Annotated in this window: 22 protein-coding genes; 8 read left to right on the top strand and 14 right to left on the bottom strand. The window is 65.5% G+C overall.

Annotation, left to right across the window (positions count from 1 at the left end; translation table 11 throughout):
• Positions 1 to 81: 81 nt before the first annotated feature.
• On the top strand, positions 82 to 531 hold the full coding sequence (locus BST13_RS22840) for a DoxX family protein (protein WP_083166300.1): 450 nt from the start codon (positions 82 to 84) through the stop codon (positions 529 to 531).
• Here the strand turns inward: BST13_RS22840 and BST13_RS22835 are convergent.
• Together BST13_RS22835 and BST13_RS22830 are read right to left on the bottom strand one after the other, a co-directional pair.
• Positions 457 to 2,619, bottom strand: coding sequence for a S9 family peptidase (locus tag BST13_RS22835; protein ID WP_083166299.1), 2,163 nt, complete (start codon positions 2,617 to 2,619; stop codon positions 457 to 459). The genes BST13_RS22840 and BST13_RS22835 overlap by 75 nt on opposite strands.
• Positions 2,616 to 3,503, bottom strand: a complete 888-nt coding sequence (locus BST13_RS22830) for a phosphoribosylaminoimidazolesuccinocarboxamide synthase (protein ID WP_083166298.1) — start codon at positions 3,501 to 3,503, stop codon at positions 2,616 to 2,618. Before BST13_RS22830 ends, BST13_RS22835 begins: the two co-directional genes overlap by 4 nt.
• 30 nt (positions 3,504 to 3,533) lie before the next feature.
• On the opposite strand from BST13_RS22830, the gene BST13_RS22825 reads away from it, so the two are divergent.
• The gene (locus BST13_RS22825; RefSeq protein ID WP_083166297.1) at positions 3,534 to 4,157 is read left to right on the top strand and encodes a hypothetical protein; all 624 of its coding nucleotides are present in this window, start codon (positions 3,534 to 3,536) and stop codon (positions 4,155 to 4,157) included.
• 41 nt (positions 4,158 to 4,198) lie between these two features.
• Here BST13_RS22825 and BST13_RS22820 read toward each other — a convergent pair whose 3' ends face one another.
• Genes BST13_RS22820 through purB form a run of 4 tightly spaced genes read right to left on the bottom strand, consistent with a single transcriptional unit; the run spans position 4,199 to position 8,307 of the window.
• Positions 4,199 to 4,780 carry a DUF1707 SHOCT-like domain-containing protein gene (locus BST13_RS22820; RefSeq protein ID WP_083166296.1) on the bottom strand — a complete coding sequence of 194 codons (582 nt, stop codon included), beginning with the start codon at positions 4,778 to 4,780 and terminating at the stop codon, positions 4,199 to 4,201.
• Positions 4,761 to 5,675, bottom strand: a complete 915-nt coding sequence (locus tag BST13_RS22815) for a tellurite resistance/C4-dicarboxylate transporter family protein (RefSeq protein WP_095533670.1) — start codon at positions 5,673 to 5,675, stop codon at positions 4,761 to 4,763. The genes BST13_RS22820 and BST13_RS22815 overlap by 20 nt, the downstream gene beginning before the upstream one ends.
• Positions 5,672 to 6,892, bottom strand: coding sequence for a cytochrome P450 (locus BST13_RS22810; protein WP_083166294.1), 1,221 nt, complete (start codon positions 6,890 to 6,892; stop codon positions 5,672 to 5,674). Before BST13_RS22810 ends, BST13_RS22815 begins: the two co-directional genes overlap by 4 nt.
• Positions 6,889 to 8,307 carry an adenylosuccinate lyase gene (gene purB / locus BST13_RS22805; RefSeq protein ID WP_083166356.1) on the bottom strand — a complete coding sequence of 473 codons (1,419 nt, stop codon included), beginning with the start codon at positions 8,305 to 8,307 and terminating at the stop codon, positions 6,889 to 6,891. Before purB ends, BST13_RS22810 begins: the two co-directional genes overlap by 4 nt.
• Before the next feature lie 50 nt (positions 8,308 to 8,357).
• On the opposite strand from purB, the gene relZ reads away from it, so the two are divergent.
• Entirely contained in the window at positions 8,358 to 10,085 is a 1,728-nt protein-coding gene (gene relZ / locus BST13_RS22800; RefSeq protein WP_083166293.1) for a bifunctional ribonuclease/(p)ppGpp synthase, read from the top strand.
• Here relZ and BST13_RS22795 read toward each other — a convergent pair.
• Complete coding sequence (locus BST13_RS22795) at positions 10,082 to 10,711, bottom strand: TetR/AcrR family transcriptional regulator (protein WP_083166355.1); 630 nt, start codon at positions 10,709 to 10,711, stop codon at positions 10,082 to 10,084. The genes relZ and BST13_RS22795 overlap by 4 nt on opposite strands.
• Before the next feature lie 109 nt (positions 10,712 to 10,820).
• Between BST13_RS22795 and BST13_RS22790 the strand changes: the two genes are divergently transcribed.
• A complete protein-coding gene (locus BST13_RS22790; RefSeq protein ID WP_083166292.1) occupies positions 10,821 to 11,654 on the top strand; it encodes an alpha/beta hydrolase in 834 nt (277 codons plus the stop codon).
• A gap of 113 nt (positions 11,655 to 11,767) precedes the next feature.
• On the opposite strand, the gene purD is transcribed toward BST13_RS22790, so the two are convergent.
• Positions 11,768 to 13,036 carry a phosphoribosylamine--glycine ligase gene (gene purD / locus BST13_RS22785; RefSeq protein WP_083166291.1) on the bottom strand — a complete coding sequence of 423 codons (1,269 nt, stop codon included), beginning with the start codon at positions 13,034 to 13,036 and terminating at the stop codon, positions 11,768 to 11,770.
• A gap of 92 nt (positions 13,037 to 13,128) precedes the next feature.
• On the opposite strand from purD, the gene BST13_RS22780 reads away from it, so the two are divergent.
• From BST13_RS22780 to BST13_RS39805, 3 genes are read left to right on the top strand one after another with little or no spacing between them, the layout of a single operon-like run.
• Positions 13,129 to 14,370: a cytochrome P450 gene (locus tag BST13_RS22780; protein ID WP_211296160.1), complete on the top strand. Its 1,242-nt coding sequence runs from the start codon at positions 13,129 to 13,131 to the stop codon at positions 14,368 to 14,370.
• Between the two features lie 17 nt (positions 14,371 to 14,387).
• Positions 14,388 to 15,002, top strand: a complete 615-nt coding sequence (locus BST13_RS22775) for a TetR/AcrR family transcriptional regulator (RefSeq protein ID WP_083166290.1) — start codon at positions 14,388 to 14,390, stop codon at positions 15,000 to 15,002.
• Between the two features lie 4 nt (positions 15,003 to 15,006).
• A complete protein-coding gene (locus BST13_RS39805) occupies positions 15,007 to 16,014 on the top strand; it encodes an EspA/EspE family type VII secretion system effector (protein WP_245839772.1) in 1,008 nt (335 codons plus the stop codon).
• Positions 16,015 to 16,063: 49 nt separating this feature from the next.
• Here the strand turns inward: BST13_RS39805 and BST13_RS22765 are convergent, their stop codons facing one another.
• Both BST13_RS22765 and BST13_RS22760 read right to left on the bottom strand, forming a co-directional pair.
• Positions 16,064 to 17,197 (bottom strand): DUF5642 family protein, encoded by a 1,134-nt coding sequence (locus BST13_RS22765; protein ID WP_158087181.1) that lies wholly within the window; start codon positions 17,195 to 17,197, stop codon positions 16,064 to 16,066.
• Positions 17,198 to 17,420: 223 nt separating this feature from the next.
• Entirely contained in the window at positions 17,421 to 17,999 is a 579-nt protein-coding gene (locus tag BST13_RS22760) for a DUF5642 family protein (RefSeq protein WP_083166288.1), read from the bottom strand.
• 212 nt (positions 18,000 to 18,211) lie between these two features.
• On the opposite strand from BST13_RS22760, the gene BST13_RS22755 reads away from it, so the two are divergent.
• Positions 18,212 to 18,850, top strand: a complete 639-nt coding sequence (locus BST13_RS22755; protein WP_083166287.1) for a sensor domain-containing protein — start codon at positions 18,212 to 18,214, stop codon at positions 18,848 to 18,850.
• A 15-nt stretch (positions 18,851 to 18,865) separates the two neighbouring features.
• On the opposite strand, the gene BST13_RS22750 is transcribed toward BST13_RS22755, so the two are convergent.
• Genes BST13_RS22750 through BST13_RS22735 form a run of 4 tightly spaced genes read right to left on the bottom strand, consistent with a single transcriptional unit; the run spans position 18,866 to position 22,155 of the window.
• Positions 18,866 to 20,092, bottom strand: coding sequence for a hypothetical protein (locus tag BST13_RS22750; protein ID WP_083166286.1), 1,227 nt, complete (start codon positions 20,090 to 20,092; stop codon positions 18,866 to 18,868).
• The gene (locus tag BST13_RS22745) at positions 20,082 to 20,525 is read right to left on the bottom strand and encodes a carboxymuconolactone decarboxylase family protein (protein WP_083166285.1); all 444 of its coding nucleotides are present in this window, start codon (positions 20,523 to 20,525) and stop codon (positions 20,082 to 20,084) included. Before BST13_RS22745 ends, BST13_RS22750 begins: the two co-directional genes overlap by 11 nt.
• On the bottom strand, positions 20,525 to 21,406 hold the full coding sequence (locus BST13_RS22740; protein WP_083166284.1) for an NAD(P)-dependent oxidoreductase: 882 nt from the start codon (positions 21,404 to 21,406) through the stop codon (positions 20,525 to 20,527). The genes BST13_RS22745 and BST13_RS22740 overlap by 1 nt, the downstream gene beginning before the upstream one ends.
• Positions 21,403 to 22,155, bottom strand: a complete 753-nt coding sequence (locus tag BST13_RS22735) for an SDR family oxidoreductase (RefSeq protein ID WP_083166283.1) — start codon at positions 22,153 to 22,155, stop codon at positions 21,403 to 21,405. The genes BST13_RS22740 and BST13_RS22735 overlap by 4 nt, the downstream gene beginning before the upstream one ends.
• Positions 22,156 to 22,208 lie beyond the last annotated feature (53 nt).

The following is a 22,208-nucleotide window of genomic DNA, read 5'->3' as shown; positions in this document are numbered from 1 at the left end:
CCCATCGTAGTCCCCAATCTTGACAGCGCCTAGATTAGCGGTACCGTGCCAAACTAGACAATGACAAGATGGGGGTGCGCAATGGCCGTGTTCCTGATGTTGATCCTGGGCAGCGTGGTGGCCCGCGTCATCGGCTGGGCCGGGATCGACTACGTCGACAGCTGGCCGCGCGCCGTGGCCGTCGGTCTCGCGGCGATGTTCGTGATGACGGGCGTCGCCCACTTCGTCAATCCGCTGCGCGCAGACATGATCGCGATCGTGCCGCCGCGGCTCCCCGCCCCGGCACTGCTGGTGACCGTCACGGGCGTGCTCGAGCTGGCCGGCGCGCTGGGCCTGCTCTACCCGCCGACACGGGTGGCCGCGGCGGTAGGCCTCTTCCTGCTGATGCTCGCCATGTTCCCGGCCAACGTGTACGCCGCCCGGATGCCGAACCCGCCGAAGTCGATGACCTCCGGGTTAGGTCTTCGGACCGCTGAAGAGGCTGTCTACCTGGCCGCTGCCGTAGTTGTCGGGATCGGCGGCGGCCAGTAGCCAGGCGTACTGGAAGGCCGCCTCCTTCCAGCGTTCGTAGCGTCCGCTGATACCGCCGTGACCGGCCACCATCTCGGTCTTCAACAGCACCTTGTTGGCGTCGTTCGCCGGATCGGACTGGACATGCCGCAGCGCTGCAACCCATTTCGCCGGTTCGACGTAATACACCCTGGTGTCGTTGAGTGAGGTCATCGCCAGGATCGGCGGGTAGTCGCGGGCCGCGACGTTCTCGTACGGCGTGTAGGACTTCATGTAGGCGTAAACCTCGGGATCCTCCAACGGATTTCCCCACTCGTCCCACTCGGTGACGGTCAACGGCAGCGACGGATCGAGAATGGTCGTGAGCGCGTCGACGAACGGCACCTGGGCCAGGATGCCGGCGAACAGCTCCGGCGCCATGTTGGCGATCGCACCCATCAGCAGACCACCGGCGCTACCCCCGAGGGCCACCAGGTTCTGCGGCCGTGTCAGGTCGGTGTCGATGAGATGCCTTGCCACCGCGATGAAGTCGGTGAAGGTGTTCATCTTCTCCAGCAGCTTGCCGTGCTCGTACCAAGGCCTGCCGAGCTCACCACCGCCGCGCACGTGGGCGATCGCGAACACCATGCCGCGGTCCAGCAGCGACAGCCGGGCGATCGAAAACCGCGGATCCTCACACGATTCGTAGGCGCCGTAGCCATAGAGCAGTGTGGGAGCGGGGAATTGCAGGCCCGCGCGATGGATGATCGAAATCGGCACCCGCGCGCCGTCGGGTGCCGTCGCCCAATCCCGGCGCTCCACATAGTCTTCCGGCCGGTAGCCACCCAGCACCGGCTGCTCGCGCAGCAGTGTCCGTTGGCCCGTCGCAAGATCCAGGTCGTAGACCCGGGCCGGGGTGACGAACGAGGTTGCGGCGATCCGCAGTTTGGGTGCCGACCAGTTGGGGTTGCCGCCCAGGCCCGCAGCGGTCAACTCGGAGTCGAAGGTCAGTTCCTCAGGTGTCCCATACCCGCCGTTGGCGTTCACGGGCCACAGCTGAATCTTCGGCAGCGCCTCACTGCGGTAACTGATCACCAGGAAACCGTCGAAGGCGTCGACGGCATCGAGACGCACATCGGCGCGGTGAGCGATCAGCGGATGAAAAGCACTGGGGTCGTCGACAGGTGCCTCGACGAGCGTGAAGTTCTCGGCGCCGTCGTTGTGCAGGATGAGGAAGCGATCCTCACCTCCGATGACGGCATGCTCGACGGAGTACTCGACCAGATCCCGCCGCTCCCACACCGGGACGAACTGCGCCTGCGGATCGTTGGCGTCGGCGTAACGGACCTCCGTGGTGACCGCGCTGCCCGCCGCGATGAACAGGTATTTGTTGCTGCGGCTGCGTCCGACGCCGACCCAGAATCGTTCGTCGGGCTCGTGATACACCTTCTCGGCCGGCAGGCCCGCTGCGAGGCGGTGCCGCCACACCGTGTCCGGGCGCCAGGCGTCGTCGACGGTGGTGTAGTAGATCGTCCTGCTGTCGGCTGCCCAGGTCGCGCCGGAACCGATGCCGACGATCGTGTCGTCATACTCCTGCCCGGTACGAAGGTCCCGGAATCGCAGGGTGTACCGCTCGTCGCCCTTGACGTCGACCGAATATGCCAGCACGTTGCCGTCCAGGCTGACCGAGGCCGCTCCGAGCGCAAAGTAGTCGTGGCCGTCGGCTTCGATGTTCTCGTCGAGCAGCACCTGCTCGCCCGGAACGTCGGTGTGTTCGTCGAACTCCGGCGGCGTCCAGTCGTCGGGATCGGTGACCGGGCAACGGCAGTGCACGCCATACTGCTTGCCCTCGAAGGACCGGGCGTAGTACCACCAGTCGTCCCGACGGGTCGGGACCGAAAGATCGGTCTCCTTGGTGCGGGCCTTGATCTCGTCGAAGATCTTCTGCCGCAACGGCTCCAGATACTCCGTCGCACACGTGGTGAACGCGTTCTCGGCTTCGAGATGGGCGATCACCTCGGGATCGTCCTTGTCGCGCAGCCACTCGTACGGGTCGATGAACACATCACCGTGGTGCTCGCGGCGATGGTTGCCACGCTTGGCGATCGGCGGGGTCACCGGCTCACTCATGCGCCGATCCAATCTGCGAAGCGCAGCCCCGAAATACGTTCGTACGCCTCGATGTAGCGGTCCCTGGTCGCCGCCACGATCTCATCGGGCAGCGGCGGTGGCGGGGCCTCGCCGTGGCGGTCCCAGCCCGACTCCGGCCCGGTCAGCCAGTTACGCACGAACTGCTTGTCGAAGCTGTCCTGCACCACGCCTTGCCGATAGGAATCCGCCCGCCAGTACCGCGACGAATCCGGCGTGAAGACCTCGTCGGCCAGCACCACATCGCCGTTCTCGTCCACACCGAACTCGAACTTGGTGTCGGCGATGATGATGCCCTTAGTCAACGCATGGTCGGCCCCCTGCAGGTAGGTCTGCAGGGTGCGCGCCTTCAGCTGGTTGGCCAACACCGGGCCCACCACGTCGATCACCTTGGCGAACGAGATGTTCTCGTCGTGCTCGCCCAATTCGGCCTTGGTGGCCGGGGTGAACAACGGCTCTTCGAACTTGCTGGCCTCCCCCAACCCGGGCGGCAGCGGGATACCGCACACCGCGCCGGTCTTCTGATAGTCGATCAGGCCTGAGCCGGTCAGGTAGCCCCGCGCTACGCACTCGACCGGCAACATCTTGAGCTGGCGCACCACCAGCGCACGGCCCAGCACCTCCTCGGGGATGCGGGGATCGTCCGGCGGACCCGCGAGGTGGTTGGGCGCCTCGACGTGGTCGAAGAAGAACACGCTCATCGCCGTGAGGATCCGCCCCTTGTCGGGGATCTGCGAGTCGAGGATGTGGTCGTAGGCAGAGATCCGGTCGGACGCCACGAACAGCAGGTGGTTCTCGTCGATGCGGTACAGCTCGCGGACCTTGCCGCTGGCCAGGTGCTGGTACTCGGACAGAGCGGGACGCATCCGGTCAGCCTATGTGTTGGGATCGGAGCCATGAGATCGCGGTACCTGCCGTACGCCCACAGACCCGGCCGATTGCTGGCTCAGCTGTTCAGCGACGTCGCGGTGCTGGCGTGGATAACGGTGTGGGTGCTGGTCGGTATCGCCGTGCATTCGGCCATCGCAACCATCGCGACGGTGGGCCGCCAAGTGCACGACGGCGCCAACGGCGTGGCCGACAATCTCGACTCGGCCGGCGACAGCGCCCACCACATACCGCTGGTCGGCGACACCCTCAGCAAGCCACTGCGGGCAGCCAGCGAGGCGGCGCTGGACATCGCCGGAGCAGGCAGCAGCCTCGACTCCACAGCCAGTTGGCTGGCCTGGGTGTTGGCGCTGGCCGTGGCCGCCGCGCCCATCCTGTTCGTCGCGATGCCGTGGCTGTATCTGCGCGTGCGATTCTTCCGGCGCAAGTGGACGGCCATCACGTTGGCCTCGACCGCCGCTGGCGAGCAACTGCTGGCACTGCGCGCCCTCGCCAACCGGCCGCTGGCCAAGCTGACCGCGGTGTCCGACGACCCCGTGGGTGCCTGGCGTCGCGAAGAACCAAGCGCTATTCGCGGCCTGGCCGCTCTCGAGCTGCGCTCGGCGGGCATGCGGCTGCGCCGCCTCGAGTGAATTCGAGTATCCGCACCGGGTGCTCGATGAGATCCGGTTCGCTATCGAGACCCGTGCAGCCGTCGCAGCCAGCTCCCGAACGGATGGCGCACGGTGACCGACCCCATCCGGACTCGGCCACGCACGATGAGATGCAGCTGCTGCGATGGCGGGCTGGTGCGCACCTTGACCGTCGCGCTGCCCGCGACGGCGTCGACACCGTTGAGGTCGGCTGTCGCGTTGGGAGGCACGATCAGTTCGGTCGAACTGCAGTAATCGTCGATGACGATCTCCACCAGCGAGCCGGGCAACACTGCCGAGGTGAAGTCGAGCGTGGTGCTACACATCCGAGTGTTGAGTTGCAGCACCGGGGCCACAGTCCACTGCCCGCGCCGCACGATCGACGACATGCGGCCCCGCAGCTCCTCCGGGGCCGGGCGCGGTGCCGCGGTCACCGCCATCGGCAGGTCGGCGAGCACGACCCGCAGTTCGCCGCGAGTGCGCGCGGCCAGCGCGGCGTCGTAGCGCTCGGTGAATTCGTCGAGCGTGAGCATGCCTTCACTGACCGCGCGCTCCAGCAGTTGGCCTACCTTGGCCCGCTCGGCGTCGGAGACGCGGAGATGGTCATTCTGGCCTGAGTCCATGCTCCGAGGTTAGGCGAATCAGCCGACGAATCACGATGACCGCGACCGCCAGCCACGCCGCGAGGGCGATCCAGAAGAACACCAGCGAGACGATGGTCAGTGGCTGCCAACCGGTTTCGAGCATCATCGCGAAGGTGGCCGCCGAGTACATGCCGAGTGGGAACACCGCGGGCCAGTCGAGCATCTGACGCCAGCTGGTGATGGCCAGCGGCACGATCTGCACCGTGGCGACGGCGAGGGTCACGACGGTGACAATCCGCACGGCATCGGCGAGCGGGCCCGGATGCAGCGCGGCATGAATGTGCACGCCGGCCAACGTGGCGATGGCGACGGCACCCATCAGGATCCAGTGATCGGGTGGGACGTTGCGCCGAGCTGTCGGTTCCCCCAACGCCCGCCACGCGATGAGCAGTGTCATCACGCAGTACGCGACCAGCGCACAGCCCCAGAATATGAGCGCCCAGAACATGATTCCCTCGGCCACAAAGATGATGGCCAGTCCGGACGTCGCGACGCTGGCGAGTTCCCAGGTGCCGCGCGCCCGGTCCCGCAGCCCAATCGGGCCCAGCCGCCACATCCGCTTCAGCAGCATCGGAACGAGCGACAACCAGCCGGCAAGGCCCGTCGCCCCGAGTCCCCACAGCACCACGGAGTGGTCGGCGAACCGCGAGGCCAGCACTCCACACGCCGCCACATACGTGAAAAAGCCGACCACCGTGTCGATGTCGTGGAGATCGAACGTCCGCCATCGCGCGGCAGCCAGATACATCAACACTGGAAGCCCGACGGTGGCCAGGGCCGCCAACGGCACACTGATGATGCCGAAACCGTGGTCCGCGGCGGAGATCGACACGATGCCGGTCGCCATGACCCCCGCGAACATCTCGGGTTTCACGCCGCGAGCTCCACCACCAAGTGCCGGATGCCGGTGTGCCGGTTGCTGCGGGTCCATTCGACGGGCTGGACCAGGCGGGCCGACGAGAACCGCTCAAGCAGTTCTTCGAACAGCACGCGCAGCTCCAACCGGGCCAGATTGGCGCCGAGGCAGTAGTGAACGCCGTACCCGAACCCCAAGTGTGGGTTCGGTTTACGCGTGATGTCGAAGATGTCCGCGTCGGCGAACACCGATTGGTCGCGGTTGGCCGAGCCTTCCCACACCTGGACCTTCTGCCCGGCCTCGATATCGCAGCCTCCGAGGGACACCGAACGGGTCGCGGTGCGGCGCTTCGAGGGTGACGGCGAGGTCCAACGCACCATCTCTTCGATCGCGGTGGGCAGCAGCGCCGGATCTGAACGCAACAACTGCAGTTGATCCGGATGCTCGATCAACGCCAACAGACCACCCGCAACCGCGTTGCGCGTGGTCTCGGCGCCCGCGCTGAACAGCAGGCTGAAGAACAGATACAGCTCCATGTCGGACAACGGGGTCAGCGCGTCCGCCAGTGAGGCGTTGGCCACTACCGACAACATGTCATCGGTGGGATGTGCCCGCTTGGCGGCGATGAGTTCCTGCCCGTAGGTGTACATCCGGGTGCCGGCCTCCTCGGCCGACAACTGCCCTACCGACGCCGTCCGCGCCGAGCCGAAGTCGAACTGCGGCTCGATGGCCTCGAAGAGCCAATGCCGTTCAGAATCAGGCACTCCCAGCAGGATGCAGATCATCTGCATGGGCAGTTCCGCTGCCACGTCGACCACGAAGTCGAACCGCTCGCCTGGTGAGACGGAATCCAGCAGCCCGCGCGCCCGCGTCCGCAGATCATCCTCGACGCGCCGGATCATCCGGGGTGTCAGCCCTGAGCTCACCAGCCTGCGGATCTCCGCGTGCCGCGGGTCGTCCATCATGTTGAGCACCTGGCCCGCAATGGACAGATCCTGCAGCAGGGTGCCGCCGAACGGCCGCGAGCCCCCGGTCACCGATGAGAATGTCGACGGATCCCGCAGCACCGCAAGGGTTTCCGCGTGGGTAGCCACCGACCAGAACCCCTCACCGTCGGGCGTGTGTTCCGTCGGCGGGTGCCAGTACACCGGCGCCACCCGCCGGTGTTCGGCGAACAACTCATGGGGAAACCCATGAGCGAAATTGTCCAGATCGGTCAGATCTGCCAATGTCACAAGATGGCACCCGAGGTGTACTTGGCTGCCTCGGGGTAGCGGCTGACCAGTTCGTCGACGGCGGCGACCACTCCGTCGACCTGCGCGCCCGCGGCGCCCGTGAACGCCTGCCGGTCGGCCAGGGCCGTCTCCAGGGCGACCCGGTCCAGCGGCAGGCGCGGGTCGGCGGCCAGCCTGTCCAGCAGGTCGGGTTCCTTGCCCTGCTCGCGCATGGCGAGCGCCACAGCGACCGCGTGTTCCTTGATCACCTCGTGGGCGGCTTCGCGGCCGACGCCTGCGCGGACGGCGGCGATCAGGATGCGGGTGGTGGCCAGGAACGGCAGGTAGCGGTCCAATTCCCGCTGGATCACCGCCGGGTAGGCGCCGAATTCGTCGAGCACCGTCAGGAAGGTCTCGGTCTGTCCGTCGATGGCGAAGAACGCGTCGGGCAGCGCGACGCGGCGCACCACCGAACAGAACACGTCGCCCTCGTTCCATTGCGCCCCGGCCAGTTCCGCAGCCATCGAGGCGTAACCCCGCAGCACCACCTGCAGGCCGTTGACCCGCTCGCAGGAGCGGGTGTTCATCTTGTGCGGCATGGCCGAGGATCCGACCTGGCCCGGCGCGAAGCCCTCGGTCACCAGTTCATGCCCGGCCATCAGCCGGATGGTGTGCGCCATCGACGACGGACCGGCGCCCAGCTGCACCAGCGCGGACACCACATCGTGATCGAGCGAGCGCGGATACACCTGCCCGACACTGGTGAAAACGTCGGTGAATCCCAGGAATTCGGCAACCCGGCGTTCCAGCTCGGCCAGCTTGCCGGTGTCGCCGTCGAACAGGTCGAGCATGTCCTGCGCGGTGCCCATCGGCCCCTTGATGCCCCGCAGTGGGTACCGGTCGATCAGCTCGCGGACGCGGGTCAACGCGAGCAGGGTCTCTTCGGCCGCCGATGCGAACCGCTTGCCCAGCGTCGTGGCCTGTGCGGCGACGTTGTGGCTGCGCCCGGCCATCACCAGGTCGCGGTACACCACAGCACGCTCGGCCAGCCGGGCCACCACCGCCACACCATGGGCGAACACCAGCTCCAAAGAGCTGCGGATCTGCAGCTGCTCGACGTTCTCGGTGAGGTCGCGGCTGGTCATGCCCTTGTGCACGTGCTCGTGACCGGCGAGCGCGTTGAACTCTTCGATGCGGGCCTTCACATCGTGACGGGTGACCCGTTCCCGGGCGGCGATGGAGGCCAGGTCGACGTTGTCCAGCACGCGTTCGTAGTCGTCGATCACGCCCTCGGGCACTTCGACGCCCAGCTCGGCCTGGGCGCGCAGCACAGCCACCCACAGCCGGCGCTCCGCGACGATCTTGGCCTCTGGCGACCAGATCGCGACCATCTCCTCGCTGGCGTAGCGGTTGGCCAGAACATTCGGAATCGTCACGAACACACAGCTTACGGGCCAGCCGGGCACACCAATGAGACAGTGGACGGATGCACTTCGTCGGGCTCGACCTCGCCTGGGGCGAGAAGAATCAGACCGGTGTCGCGGCGATCGACGCCGACGGGCGCGTTCTCCACGTCGGCGTGGCCCAGGACGACGACAGCATCGCAGCAACCATCAAGCCGTACGTCAAGGACGACTGCCTGGTGGCCATCGACGCACCGCTCATCGTCAAGAACGCCGAAGGTTACCGGCCGTGCGAACGGGAGCTCAACCGGGACTTCCAGCGGTTCGACGCCGGCGCGCGCCCTGCGTTCACCGAGCGGCCCGAGTTCAAGCATCCGCGCGCGGCACGGATCGCATCAGCGCTCGACCTGAACATAGACCCCGCGTCATCGTCGCACCGACGCGCGATCGAGGTGTACCCGCACCCTGCGGCCGTCGTCCTGTTCGGGCTCGACAAGACGCTGAAGTACAAGCGCGGCTCGTTCGAGGATCGCCAACGCGAGCTGCTCAAACTGATGACCCACGTCGAGGAGCTCGACAAGGCGACTCCGCGGCTGCGGGCAAACCGCAGCGTCAGCTGGGTCGAGCTGCGCAAACGGGTCGAAGCGGCGACGCGGCCCGGTCAGCTGGACCGCGACGAAGACCCCGTCGACGCCTTGATCTGCGCCTACATCGGGTTGTACTGGTACCACCGGCCGGAGGACGTGACGATCTACGGTGACGTCGCCTCCGGCTACATCGTCACCCCGTCACTGCCCGCCGACAGGCTGCCCCGCCCCCGCAAGCAGCCCGCCGAGCAACCGGCGCCACCACCCGCGCTGACCGCCCAGAACGCAGTCGCTGAGTACCGCGAACGACGGCCTGCCCTGGTCGCCGCGACCGACCACTACTTCGCCCTGGTGAAGGGGCTGCTCGACGACGCGGGCATCAACTACCTGAGCATCACGGCACGCACCAAGAGCGTCGAGTCGTTCGCCGCCAAGGTCGACCGGACCGTCGAGGGGCGTCGGCTCTACACCGACCCGCTGGTGGAGATCACCGATCAAGTCGGGTTGCGGGTCATCACCTACCTGCGCGAGGACGTCGACACGGTGGCCCATCTGCTGGCCACGGAGATGCGGCTCCTCGACGACCAGGACATCGGCCTGCAGACCGCGCGCAAAGGTCGCTGGGGCTATGCCAGCCGACACCTGCTGGTCGGCGTCGAGGGCGAGAAGCAGCCGGCCTCCATCCAGGTGCGCACGGTGCTGCAGCACGCATGGGCCGAGTTCGAGCACGACGTCCGCTACAAGGGTTCCATTCCCGCCGAACACGGCGCCGATCTCGACCGCCGCTTCACGCTCGCGGCGGGCCTGCTCGAGCTGGCCGATCGGGAGTTCACCGCGATCCGCCAGCGGCTGCGCACGACGATCACCGACGAGGAATCCGATTGGTCGACGGATTCGCGCATCGCCACGCCCGTGCTGGCGACGTATCTGGGTAATCGCTACGCCGACGCGGGATGGTCGCGCACCGACCACTACGGCTGGATCTCCGGACTGTTGCTGGAACTCGGCATCACGTCATTGGACGCGCTGAGCGGGTTGCTCGACTCGGTGGACGCCGACAAGGTCAACGACGCCATGGGATACCGGTTCCCGCCGGGTGCGGTGCGCCGCCTGGACGACGTCCTGCTGGCGCTCTACGGCGAGCGGTACATCAGCCTGGAGGGCAATGCACACCGAACTGAGTTGTTGCAGAACAGGATTGAGAAGCTGCGCGACAATTCTTAGATGTGCACGGGCCGCTCGTCGACCGGGGCGAGCACGTCGATCACATCGATGAGTGTCGCGCGGGCGCTGGCGCGGGGACCGTCGCCGTCGTCCATGAGTGACGCGACCACCGCGCCGTCCACCGCGCACACCAGTGCGGTGAGCAATTCCGAACGCACCGCGCGGCCGGAGCGCTCGACCACTTCCACCACCGCGTCGGTGCGCTGCTGGCGGATTCGGCGCTGGATGTCGCGCAGCCCGGGCTGGCGTGCACATGCGATGTAGCGCTCGTAGCGCGAGATCAACTGCTCGGTGACCCGCGTTTCGGGAGAGTCCCCGACGAGGAGGTCCACCAGCACGTCGGCGGTCGATTCGGCGCCGCGGCGGCGACGGCTCAACGCGGCCACTCCGGCCTTCAGTTGCTCGGCTTCCCGGATTCCGATGTCCTCGACGGCCTTGGCGATCAGGTCGTCGAGGGAGGAGAAGTAGTAGGTGGTAGACGCCAGTGGCAAGCCCGCGCGGCGGGCCACGGCACGGTGCCGGACAGCGTCGAATCCGCCCTCACACAACAGGTCCGCGGCCGCCCTTACGAGGGCGTACCGCCGACGCTCCCCCTTCGGAGTGACTGCTGCTGTCACCATTAGCATGCTGCCAGTCGAGCCCACCCGCCATAGGGCTTTCGGCCAATCATCAGTTTTTACTCAGGTTTATTGGGACGCCGGAGCCATTGGTCGGTGGCGAGGACACGATGGCAAGATGGCCGCCATGCCTGACTTGAACCGTCGCGCCCTGCTGCGCCTCGGTGCCGGTGCGGCCGGTGCCTACACACTGGGGACAGCCCTGGGCGCCGCTCCGGCGCTGGCCAATCCGCCCGCAGCCGCGCCGACCTACGTCAGCGGATCGTTCACGTCCGCAGCCCGCGGCGGCGTCGACACCAATTGGGCCATCGCCCGCCCACCCGGACAGACCGGCAAGCTGCGCCCCGTGATCGCCCTGCACGGTAAGGGTTCCGACGCGGCCGAGGTGATGGCCGGCGGTGTGGAAAACGGTCTGGCACAAGCGGTTGCGGCCGGCCTGCCGCCGTTTGCGGTGGTCGCCGTCGATGGCGGGGGCGGCTACTGGCACAAGCGCGCATCAGGCGAGGATTCCGGCGCGATGGTGCTGAATGAGCTGATCCCGATGCTCGGCGACCAGGGTCTGGACACCTCGCGAGTGGGCTTCCTTGGCTGGTCGATGGGCGGATACGGCGCGCTGCTGCTCGGTGCCCGCTTGGGCCCTGCCCGCACCGCGGCCATCTGTGCGGTGAGCCCGGCCCTGTGGACGTCGTCCGGCGCGACGGCGCCGGGAGCCTTCGACGGCGCCGACGACTACGCCGCCAACACGGTGTGGGGATTGCCCGCGCTGGGATCGATCCCCATCCGGATCGATTGTGGCAACAGCGATCCGTTCTACTCGGCCACTCAGCAGTTCATCGCCCAGCTGCCCAACCATCCGGCCGGCGGCTTCTCCCCCGGCGGTCACGACTCAGGGTTCTGGAGCCAGCAGCTGCCCGCCGAGATCTCCTGGATGGCTCCGCTGCTGGTCGCCTGATCCGGGGCGTTACCTTCTCCCGCGAGTCACCTTCTCCGGCGAGCAGACGCTCGGGTCCGCGACACGCCGCGTTTCGCGTACCGCACTGTCTGCTCGCCCCAGGAAGGTGAGCCCTAGAGGCTGATGCGTCCCTCGGCCGCGGCCAGGGCGATGTCGGTGCGGAAGTGGCTGCCCGGCAACTTGATTGACTTGACCAACGAGTACGCGGCATCGCGGGCGGCCGACAGGTCCGGACCAGTGCCCACCACCGAGAGCACCCGGCCGCCGGAGGACACGATGGCGCCGTCGTCGCGGCGCGCAGTACCGGCGTGCAGCACGCCGTCGGCTTCCGATCCGGTGATCACGTCGCCCACCCGCGGGCGGCCGGGGTAGTTCTCGGCGGCGACCACAACGGTCACGGCGTAGCCGTCCTGCCATTGCAACTCACCGAACGACGCCAGTTCGCCTGTCGCAGCCGCACGCAACAGCTGCCCCAGCGGTGACTCCAGCAACGCCAGCACCGCCTGTGTCTCGGGATCGCCGAAGCGGCAGTTGAATTCGACCACTGCGGGCCCGTTCGACGTGATGGCCAGGCCCGCATACAGCAGTCCCGAGAACGAGCTGCCGCGCGCAACCAATTCGGCGGCAACGGGTTTGACGATATCGTCGACGATCTGCGTGGTCACCGCATCGGGCAGCCATGGCAACGGCGAATAGGCGCCCATGCCGCCCGTGTTGGGCCCGGAGTCGCCGTCGCCGACGCGCTTGAAATCCTGGGCGGGCAGCAGCGGGACCACGGTCTTGCCGTCGACCACACAGAACAGCGACACCTCGGGGCCGTCGAGGAACGACTCGAGCAGTACCGGGTGGCCGGAGTCGAGCAGGCTGGCTGCGTGTGCCCGCGCGGTGTCGCGGTCCGTGGTTACCACAACACCCTTGCCCGCGGCCAGACCGTCATCTTTGACCACCCAGGCGGCCTGCCCGGCCGGCGGCCCGAACCTGTCCAGCGCCGCATCAAGGTGGCCGGGGTTGTCGACGATCTCGCTGCTCGCGGTGCGAACGCCGGCCTTGGTCATGACGTCCTTGGCGAAGGCCTTGGAGCCCTCGATGCGGGCGGCGTCCTTCGTCGGGCCGAAGCAGGCGATGCCCGCCGCCCGCACGGCGTCCCCGACACCGAGCACCAGCGGAACCTCCGGACCGATCACCACCAGATCCGATCCCAGCCGCCGGGCGAGTTTGACGACCGCTTCGCCGGAGGTGACGTCGACGTCGTACTGGTCGGCGATGATCGCCGTCCCCGCATTGCCGGGGGCGATTGCCAGCTCTTCGACCTCTGGGTCCCGGCGCAGTGCCAGGAGCAGAGCGTGTTCACGGGCACCGGATCCGATCACGAGGACGCGCACGGAGGTAAAGCGTAGCGGCACGCCTTAGGGCATACAGTTGACACCGAGGTGTATGGTCAAACTCAAGAAAGTGTTCGACGTCACACGAGGAGATGGTCGGTTTGACGACACTGAGCGCCTGTCCGTTCGGGCAGGGATACGACTTCACCGACCCCGAGGTGCTACTGCACGGCATCCCGGTCGCCGAGTTCGCCCAGCTGCGCAAGACCGCCCCCGTGTGGTGGAACGAGCAGGGCGAATCGATCTTCAACGATGGCGGCTACTGGGTGGTCAGCCGGCACGAGGACATCAAGACCATCTCCCGCAACGGCGGCGACGTGTGGTCCACCAACGCCAAGGGCGCCGTGATGCGGCTGCCCGAGGGCGTCACCAGTGAGCAGCTGGACCTGACCAAGGCGCTGCTGATCAATCACGACGCTCCCGAGCACACCCGGCTGCGCAAGATCGTCTCCCGGTTGTTCACGCCGCGGGCGGTGGCCACGCTGGAGGAGAAGCTCGCCGTCGCCGCGCGCGAGATCGTGGCCGCGGCCGCCGAGAAGGACAGCGGCAATTTTGTCGACGACATCGCGATGAGCCTTCCGCTGCAGGCCATCGCCGACCTGATCGGCGTGCCGGAGGCCGACCGGGAGAAGTTGTTCCACTGGACCAACGCGATCATGAACACCGACGACCCCGACTTCGACAGCGATCCGACGATGGCCAACGCCGAGCTGATGGGCTACGCGTACAACATGGCCGAGCAGCGTCGGCAGTGCCCGGCCGATGACATCGTCACCAAGCTCGTGCAGGCCGACGTCGACGGCGAATCGCTCGGTGAGGTCGAGTTCGCGTTTTTCGTCATCCTGCTCGCAGTGGCCGGCAACGAGACCACCCGCAACGCCATGACACACGGCATGAACGCTTTCTTCGAAAACCCCGACCAGTGGGAGCTTTTCAAGCGTGATCGGCCCGCGACCGCCGTCGACGAAATCGTCCGGTGGGCCACCCCGGTGCACTGCTTCCAGCGCACCGCCCTGGTCGACACCGAAATCGGCGGTGTCACAGTGCGTACCGGACAACGCGTCGGCCTCTTCTACAGCTCGGCCAACTACGACGAAGACGTCTTCGAGAACCCCTTCACCTTCGACATCCTGCGCGATCCCAACCCGCACCTCGGGTTCGGCGGCAACGGTGCGCACTACTGCATCGGTGCCAACCTGGCCCGCATGGAGATCAAGCTGATCTTCAACGAGATCGCCAACCAGATTCCTGACATCTCCAAACTCGGTGAACCGCAACGGCTTCGGTCGGGGTGGATCAACGGCGTCAAGGATCTTCAGGTCGCCTACCGGTAGCTGGCTACAATTCCGGGGTGCGTACCCACGGCTGGGCCGGCTCAGCGCCCGCCACCGATGATGAGGCCGTCGCGCGCATTCTGACCGCCGCGAGCAAGGCGATCGACGAGCGCGGCGCCGACTTCTCGATTGCCGACGTCGCCCGCACCCTCGGTGTCACCCGGCAGACCGTGTACCGGTACTTCCCCAGCACCGATGCCCTGCTGGTGGCCGCCGCGGTGCATGCGGCCAGCGACTTCCTCGATCGGCTGGCCGCACACCTGCAGGGCATCACCGATCCGGTGGAGGCGGTCACCGAAGCGATCGCCACCGCACTTGAGTGGCTGCCGAAGGACAAGCACATCGGGCTGCTGATCGCTCCGGGGCGCGCCGACGCCCACACCGAGCAGGTGACCTCGGATGTGGCGGTCGATTTCGCCCGGGCCGTGCTGCGCCGGTTCGACGTCGACTGGGCCAGCCTCGGGTTCACCGACGACGACCTCGACGAGCTCGCCGAGCATCTGCTGCGGATCATCCAGTCGTTCGTCATCGACCCCGGCCGGCCGCCACGCACCGGTGAGGCGCTACGCGCCTACCTGCGGCGATGGGTCGGATCTGCTGTCATTACGGCCGCCGCGTCGCCCTTAGACTGATGAGATGAGCGCGCTCGACGCCTTCTACTCAACCTGGGACCAGGCCCGCAACACCTTCGGCTCCGGCGCGCCACAAACCGGCGCGGAGTTCGACCGCAGCTCACAGTTGCGCGACATGCAGTCGGCCGTCCAAGCAGCGACCCCAGATTCACGCTGGCAAGGTTCAGCCGCCGACGCCTACACCGCCAAGAACCAGAAGCACGCCGCCGTCTACGGCAAACTCGCCGACCTCGACCAACGCATGGCAGCTGAAGTCGACCGCTCCGCAGCAGTCGTCACCGCCGGCCGACAAAACCTCGACCAAGTCCGCGACTGGGTCACCAGCGCCGCCGCCTCAGCCCCCAACGACAAGTCCGGCGAATACGTCAAACTCGCCATCGCCAGCAAGGGCCTGAGCCAGATCAGCGACATCATCCAACAGTCCAACAGCCAGATGTCCGCCATCGGTGAACGCGTCCGCGGCATCGGCAAGGAATACGACGAAATCGGCGGGGACGACAAAAAGAAGGCGCCCGACGCCAAAGAGATGTCGAACTTCATGGGGCCGAAGTTGACGCCGCAGCTTCCGAAGGGACCGATGATCCTGGACGCGGACGACATCAGAACCGCGCTGACTCTCAATCCCGGCGAGGAGAAGTACTACAAGCCATTGGCGCCAGGCTCCGAAATTTTAGTGCCTGACCAGACAAATCCACTTTATGTCCCGCATCCTCCGAAGCATCCGATCAACATGGCTGACATCCAGCCAAGTCCAGTCAGGACCAAGTACACATCGCAGTGGCCCGACATTCAGCTAGGTCCGAATGCGTGGGTCCCCGATCCCCGCAATCCCCAATACAAGCCGACACAGCCGCCCGTTCCCCTCGATCTCAACAAGATTGTGAACGTGCACGTCGACCCCAGCAACCAGGTGTTCGCTCCATCCGGCTACGTGGAGATCGCACCAGACGTCTGGGCTCCAGGTCCATCGACAGCACCGGCGCCTATGCAGACACGACCCGCCACGCCCTGACAGTCATGCCATGTCGTAGTACGCATCTGCTGACCTCGGGCACGCACCACTACCCACGCACCGCGGCCACTGCTTTGACTAATAGCTCCGGAAGGGCTTGTTCAGACTCCACGTCCGAGTCAAGCTGGCCGCGGACCGTGATGTAGATGTTGTCGTCAATAAGCGCCGAGTAGAAGTGCCTGGTTCCGGACGTGCCGTAGTCATACGTGTATTGGGTCCTGAACGCAAAGGTTTTGGCATGGTCGATCGTCGGCGGTACCAAGCGGTCGACCGTTCCGTGCTCACCTTCGACCGAGTATGAAATGTGCTCGCATCCTGTTTGCGGAAGCTCGACCGGCGATAAGTGGTCCGATTGTGACGCGCCCACGACGACGTGCGGACCGTCACGCCCCGGTGTATCCAGTGCAGTCATGATTGCACCGCCCGATTGCCGGACCGGTTGCAGCACCGGCTCGCACTGTGGCGGATCGACACTGATCAGCGTAGGTCCTACGACGAGACCGATCTTCACAGTGTCGATGTCGCCGGAGGTCCGCGCTGGTATTACGTTCGGTGTAATCCCTTGAGGAAAAGCGTCTTTCACATCAGCCAAGCGGTTGATGTCGTACTTCACCAGGGGGGCCTTCGATTGGGAGGGCGTATACGTGCCCCGTACCGCAGCAACGGCTGCGCCAAGCAACTCCGAAAGTCCCGGTGGTTCTGGTGTGTCTTGCTTTCGCGTCGTACGCAGTGTGATCACCACACGGTCGCTAAGAAACGCTGTGTACTCAACAGCGATCGCCACCGGATCAGCTGACGCCTGATAGGTAATCGCCTGCGTCTTGGCTCCCTCGATGTGCGGAGCCTCGATCCTTTCGACGGTACCGCCGGGCTGACCTTGATCAAGGGTATAGCCGACGTGATCGCAGCCTTGCACGGGTATATCTGCATTCAGTGGAGCGGCCAGTTTCACAGCCATCATCGAGATGTCGCTGGTGGGCCCTGGGGCGTAGATCCTCGCAACGTCGCTACCCACTGATACGTCCACTGGCCTCAGCAGCGAACGGCATTGCGGCGGGTCAACACTGGACAACTTGCCATCTGCGAAACGATCGACCTCACTGGGCAGGATGGAATCCACTCGTTGCTTGGGAGTCATCTGCGGTACGTGCCCCGGCGGGAACGCCGACGCTATCTCACTCACCCGCGAGATGTCATAGTCCGCGATCTTCGGCGTGGTGGTCGGAGCCGCGTTCCGGGGACTCGGCGAGCAACCAACAACAACGACGACTGCCGTGCAGCTCGCGACAACGAACGCGGCTATCCGTGACCCCATTGCCCAAGCCTAAGCGACGATTTCGCCCAGCCGAGCACCAAAGAAACTGGCGACGGTATGTTCAATGTCGAGCGCACTCTTAACCGGGAAATCACTTGCCGGTGACGGCCGCCACGGCGTGGGTGAGAAGGTCGGATAGATCCTGCTGCGGTCGAGAGTTTTCGTCCGTCCGCTCGTGGACGCTGACAATGATCCGGTTACCGACAAGGGCGTAATAGGTGTAGTCGACAACACCGGGACCGCCGTCGACGCGACTCTTAACAGCCGCTGAAGCTGCGCCGGCAATAGCCGGAGCAATCAGTCGCTCCGCCGTGCCGCTTCCGCGCGGGTCTTCTGCCGCAAATGAGACTCGATCGCAGCCCGCCGACGGAACATCGACACTGAATGGTTCAGTGGTTTGTTGTGCAGCAACAGATAGTTGCTGCCCGCTAGGTCCGTCGGCGCGGAATGCTACCGACTCAGTTCCCGCTCCGGCGCGTATCGGCTTGAGCAACACCGCGCACGCTTGGGGATCCACGGTAACGGGATCGCCGTAACCGACAACGTCACCGACACCCTCGGCCTGACGTGTGTCCAGTCGACGTACCGGAAACCACTGAGTTGTGTACCCCTGAGGAAACTTGTCTTTCAAGGTCTCCAGCCGCGAGATGTCATAGTCCGCGGTCTTCACCGTGGTGGTCGGAGCCGCGCTCTGAGGACTCTGCGAGCAACCAACAACAGCGAAAACAGCTGTACTGCCCGCGACAACGAACGCGGCTATCCGTGACCCCATTGCTCAAGCCTAAGCAACATATCCACCCGGCTGAGCACCAAAGAAATAGGCGACCGGGCACCCGTCGGCCCGCCCCTAGACTGAGTCAAACCTGAAGTACGAGGGGCGAAATGACTGAGATACTTGCTGGGCACGCACGCCGGTCATTGCCTATGGTGGCCGCGTTCTGCTGTCTCGCACTCGCGACGGCGACAGTCGGCGCACCGAGAGCTACTGCAACACCGACGCGCCCAACGGTGCTCTCCGTCGACGACATACGCGCTATCACTGGAATTCATGAATTCCACGTGCCCGACGTACCTGGCCACGGCGATCTTGTCGCCCCGGTACCGATTCCCGATACGCCGGCACTGTGCCGGGCCGTCTACGACCAACCGGTCGTGTTCGGCACGGACTGGTCACAGTTCCGCTCAGTCACGTACAGCGCGGACATCCCGCACCCGTTGCTCCCCGGCATCGCTTCCCTTGTTCAGAGCATTGCCATATATCCCGATGCAGGCGCCGCCCGTGGCGCATTCGAGCGGATCGTCGCGGCGGCGCCGGCATGCTCAGATATGAATGCCGACTACTACCACCGCACGCCGCAGCATCCTGACCCGAACACTTTGATCCTCAACGGCGACATGGTGACTGACGGGTACCGAGTGGCGGACACCGCTCTCATCGGAGTGTCGACGCTGGTGCCAAGCGAACTTGCTCCGATCGACGCACTGAATCTTGTCGATCGGCTCCAGGATGCGCAGCCGTAGTACCGCGTGCGCCCCTCACTTCACCGTCAACGGCAGTGACTTCCGTGGCTCGAAGACGAACGACGCCCCGCCACTGAACTTGACCACTGCAACCTCACCGAATTCCTTGGCTGGCGTGTCGGTTTCGACAACGTGAGCCGTCCATTCAGTGTCCGACCCGGCCACCTCGACAGAAAGATGCGGGTCGACGGCAGCGACGATGGCCTGCAGCGGCCGGGTCTCGGCAGGCCCGGTCAACGAAACCCAGGCCCCGTCCTCGTGTGCCGGCGAGCGCCGCACTGACACAACATCCGGCCCGAACTCCGCGCTGACGTAGGCGGCCGGGTTCAGCAGAGGATGCAGTTCGAGCACACGCACGGCGCCTTCGATGCCGCCGGGCAACTCGAGCGCACGGTGAATGCGTTCGGCGCCAACGCCCGCCACGCCGATCAGCTGCTTGACGCAGATATCGGCGGCCAGCGCCGTGTCGGTTCCGGCACGCTTGCCGACCGCAAGCACGAACGCCAGGTTCAGCAGGTGCATCTGCAGACACACCTCGTCGGCTATCCGTACCAGCGCGGAATGCGAGAAGGCCGCGAAGTCGAAGTCGGACACCAGCGGGCCGGAATAGTCGGACTGTCCTTCATCGGCAGGGTCGATGTCATCGAGAACCGTTTGGGCGGCGTGGGTTCGGCGAATCACGTCCAATACCGGAATGTCGGGGACCTCCGGATAGGACTCGTCGATGATGACGGTCCACGCGCAATGTGGCTTTCGATCGGCCGGGGTCCGCGGCGGGCGGTGGATGGGCCGGACCTGCGCGCGTCGGTTGGTGGCGAGTGCGGTCGCGTCGAATGTCGGGTCCTCGATGTCGTGGCACATGCCGCGGACGTAGTCGTCGCCCATCGGCTCGACGTCGAGCAGCGCCCCACAGTGATCGAGCTGGAACTCACCGTGCCAGCGGTCGTGCACGGTGTAGCGGAAGTCCATGAACTGCGGCGGCGCACCGATGTCGAGTTGCAGCCCCTTGAAGATGGTGATGACGTCGACGCCCTCGTAGTTCAGCGCCTGCTGCATCCGCTTGGTATAGATCGGGCTGGACGCCATCCACTCCTCGATGGCGATCTGCAGCATCTCTTCACGGCCGAAAGACGATATACACCAAGCCATTCCGGACCGGTCGATCAGCTGTCCCATGAGCAGCAGCTCGGGAACCAGTTTGACCAGCTCAGCGTGCGAGAGCGACGCATACCTACTTGTCATCGAGCTCGTTCCCGGTGTTCATCTTGACGGCGGCGTTCACATTTGCCCGCCTGTCCTCGTCAAGCCCTTGCTCAGCAGCCTTGCGCCGCTTGGCCGCAACTTTCGACACGGTTCCGTTGAGACGGGACCCCAGCGGGAAACCGACATAGTGGGTGAGGAAAATGGCGATGTCCTTGAGTTCTTCCTCGGTGAACTCACCATTGAGCATCGCGGCATTGACCTGAACCTCAGCGAGGTCCTGCAACCCCAGCGCCGTCACGGCCGACAACGTCATCAACCGTTTCTCGCGCATCGTGAGGCCGGGCTTGGTCCAGATGGTGCCGAACAGGTGATCCACCGTCAGATCAAAGTACGGGTCGCCCTCGATGTTCGGCATCTCCCAGCCGTAGACCTCGTTCATCTTGGCCAGGCCCTTGGCGCGCAACTCATCCATCACGACTCCTTCGTATGCGGCACACCGAGACCGCCGGCGAGCCTCTGCAGGGCCACCTGGGCCAACGGAAGATCAACCCCCACAACCTCGCCCAACCCGAGTGCCAGGCTCAAATCTTTCTCGCCGAGTCCGCGGGTGTGGGTGAAGGCGTCGTAAAGCCAGTGATCCGGCGTCAGCTCGGACATGTTGTCGCGCACCATGATGGCACCCGGCCCGCTGGTCAGCGCATCGGTGTGGCGCACCACCCGGCCGAGCGCCTGCAGGTCCAGCCCGGCCGCCTCGGCGAGCTTCATCGCTTCGCACGCCGCGGCGTACGAGGTGAAGGTCAGCATGTTGCGGGCCAACTTCATTCGGGTACCGGCGCCGGGCGCGCCGGCGTGGATCACCATCGAGCCGAACTGCTTGAGCGCGGGCTTGATCCGCTCGTAGACGGGACGCTCGGCGCCGACCATGATGGCCAGCTCGCCCTTTTCGGCGGCGTCCCCACCACCGCTGACCGGGGCGTCGACGATGTGGATGCCCTGCGGCTTGTACTGCTCGGCGAGCTCGACGGCGGTGGTGTCGCTGATGGTCGAGTGGATCACGATCACGGTGTCCGGCTTGGCCTTTGCCGCCAGTTCGGCGATGACGGACCGCACCTGCTGGTCGTTGAGCACCGTGATGCTGATGATGTCAGCGTCGGCGACAGTGGCGACGTCATCGGCCAACGTGGCGCCGAGTTCGACGAAGGGCGCGAGAGCTTCGGCTCGCACGTCGTACACGATGAAGCCGCCCGGCCATTGGGCCAACCGCTTGGCCATCGGAGCACCCATGTTGCCCAGGCCGATGTATCCGTACACAGTGCTGGTCGGCTCCTCGCGCAAGCGCTCGTCGGCACTCATGACCGGATGATCTGTCCGCCGTCGACATTGAAGATCTGCCCGGTGATCCACTTGGCCTGATCGCTCAGCAGGAACAAGCACATACCGACCAGATCCTCCGGCTGGCCCATGCGGGACAACGGAATGCCCTTGACGATGTCGGCCACCATCTCCTGGGGCGTGGTGCTGCGGTTGGCCTCGGTGTCGATTGGGCCGGGGGCGATGGCATTGATGCGGATGTTCTGGCCGCCGAGTTCCCGGGACAGCTGCTGGGTGAGGCCGTTGATACCGACCTTGGCCAGGCCGTAGTAGTTCGCGTACATCCACGCTGCGGTCGAGGATTGGTTCACGATCGCACCGCCGCCGCGCTTGGCCATCTTGCGGTACACCGCCCGGGTGCACACCAGCGCACCGTCGAGGTTCACGCTCATGAACTTCTTGTAGTAGTCCCAGTCGACCGTGAGCAGGAAATCGAGCTTCATGCCACCAAATATCGCGGCGTTGTTGACCAGGTAGTCGATACCGCCGAACTCCGAAAGTGTCTGCGCAGCCATCTCTTTGGCCGAGTCGATGTCAGAGACGTCGACTCGTACCGCGAGCGCCGATCCGCCCTCTCCCTTGATGCCGTCAGCGACCTTCTGAGCGCCTTCGACGTTGATGTCGGCCACCACGACTGCCGCCCCCTTACGCGCCAGCGCTTCGGCGTAAGCCTGCCCGATGCCGCCACCGGCCCCGGTGACAATGGCCACCTTGTCGTCGAACTGTCCCATGTCTCAATCCTTTCCCGCCGAATGGCCAGTTGCTGAACGATTCTCGTGAGATC

This window comes from Mycobacterium aquaticum, assembly GCF_002086485.1.
In the GTDB taxonomy this organism is placed as follows: Bacteria; Actinomycetota; Actinomycetes; order Mycobacteriales; family Mycobacteriaceae; genus Mycobacterium; species Mycobacterium aquaticum.
The sequence above is the reverse complement of the archived record's forward strand: the minus strand, read 5'-3'. Positions and strand labels throughout refer to the sequence as shown.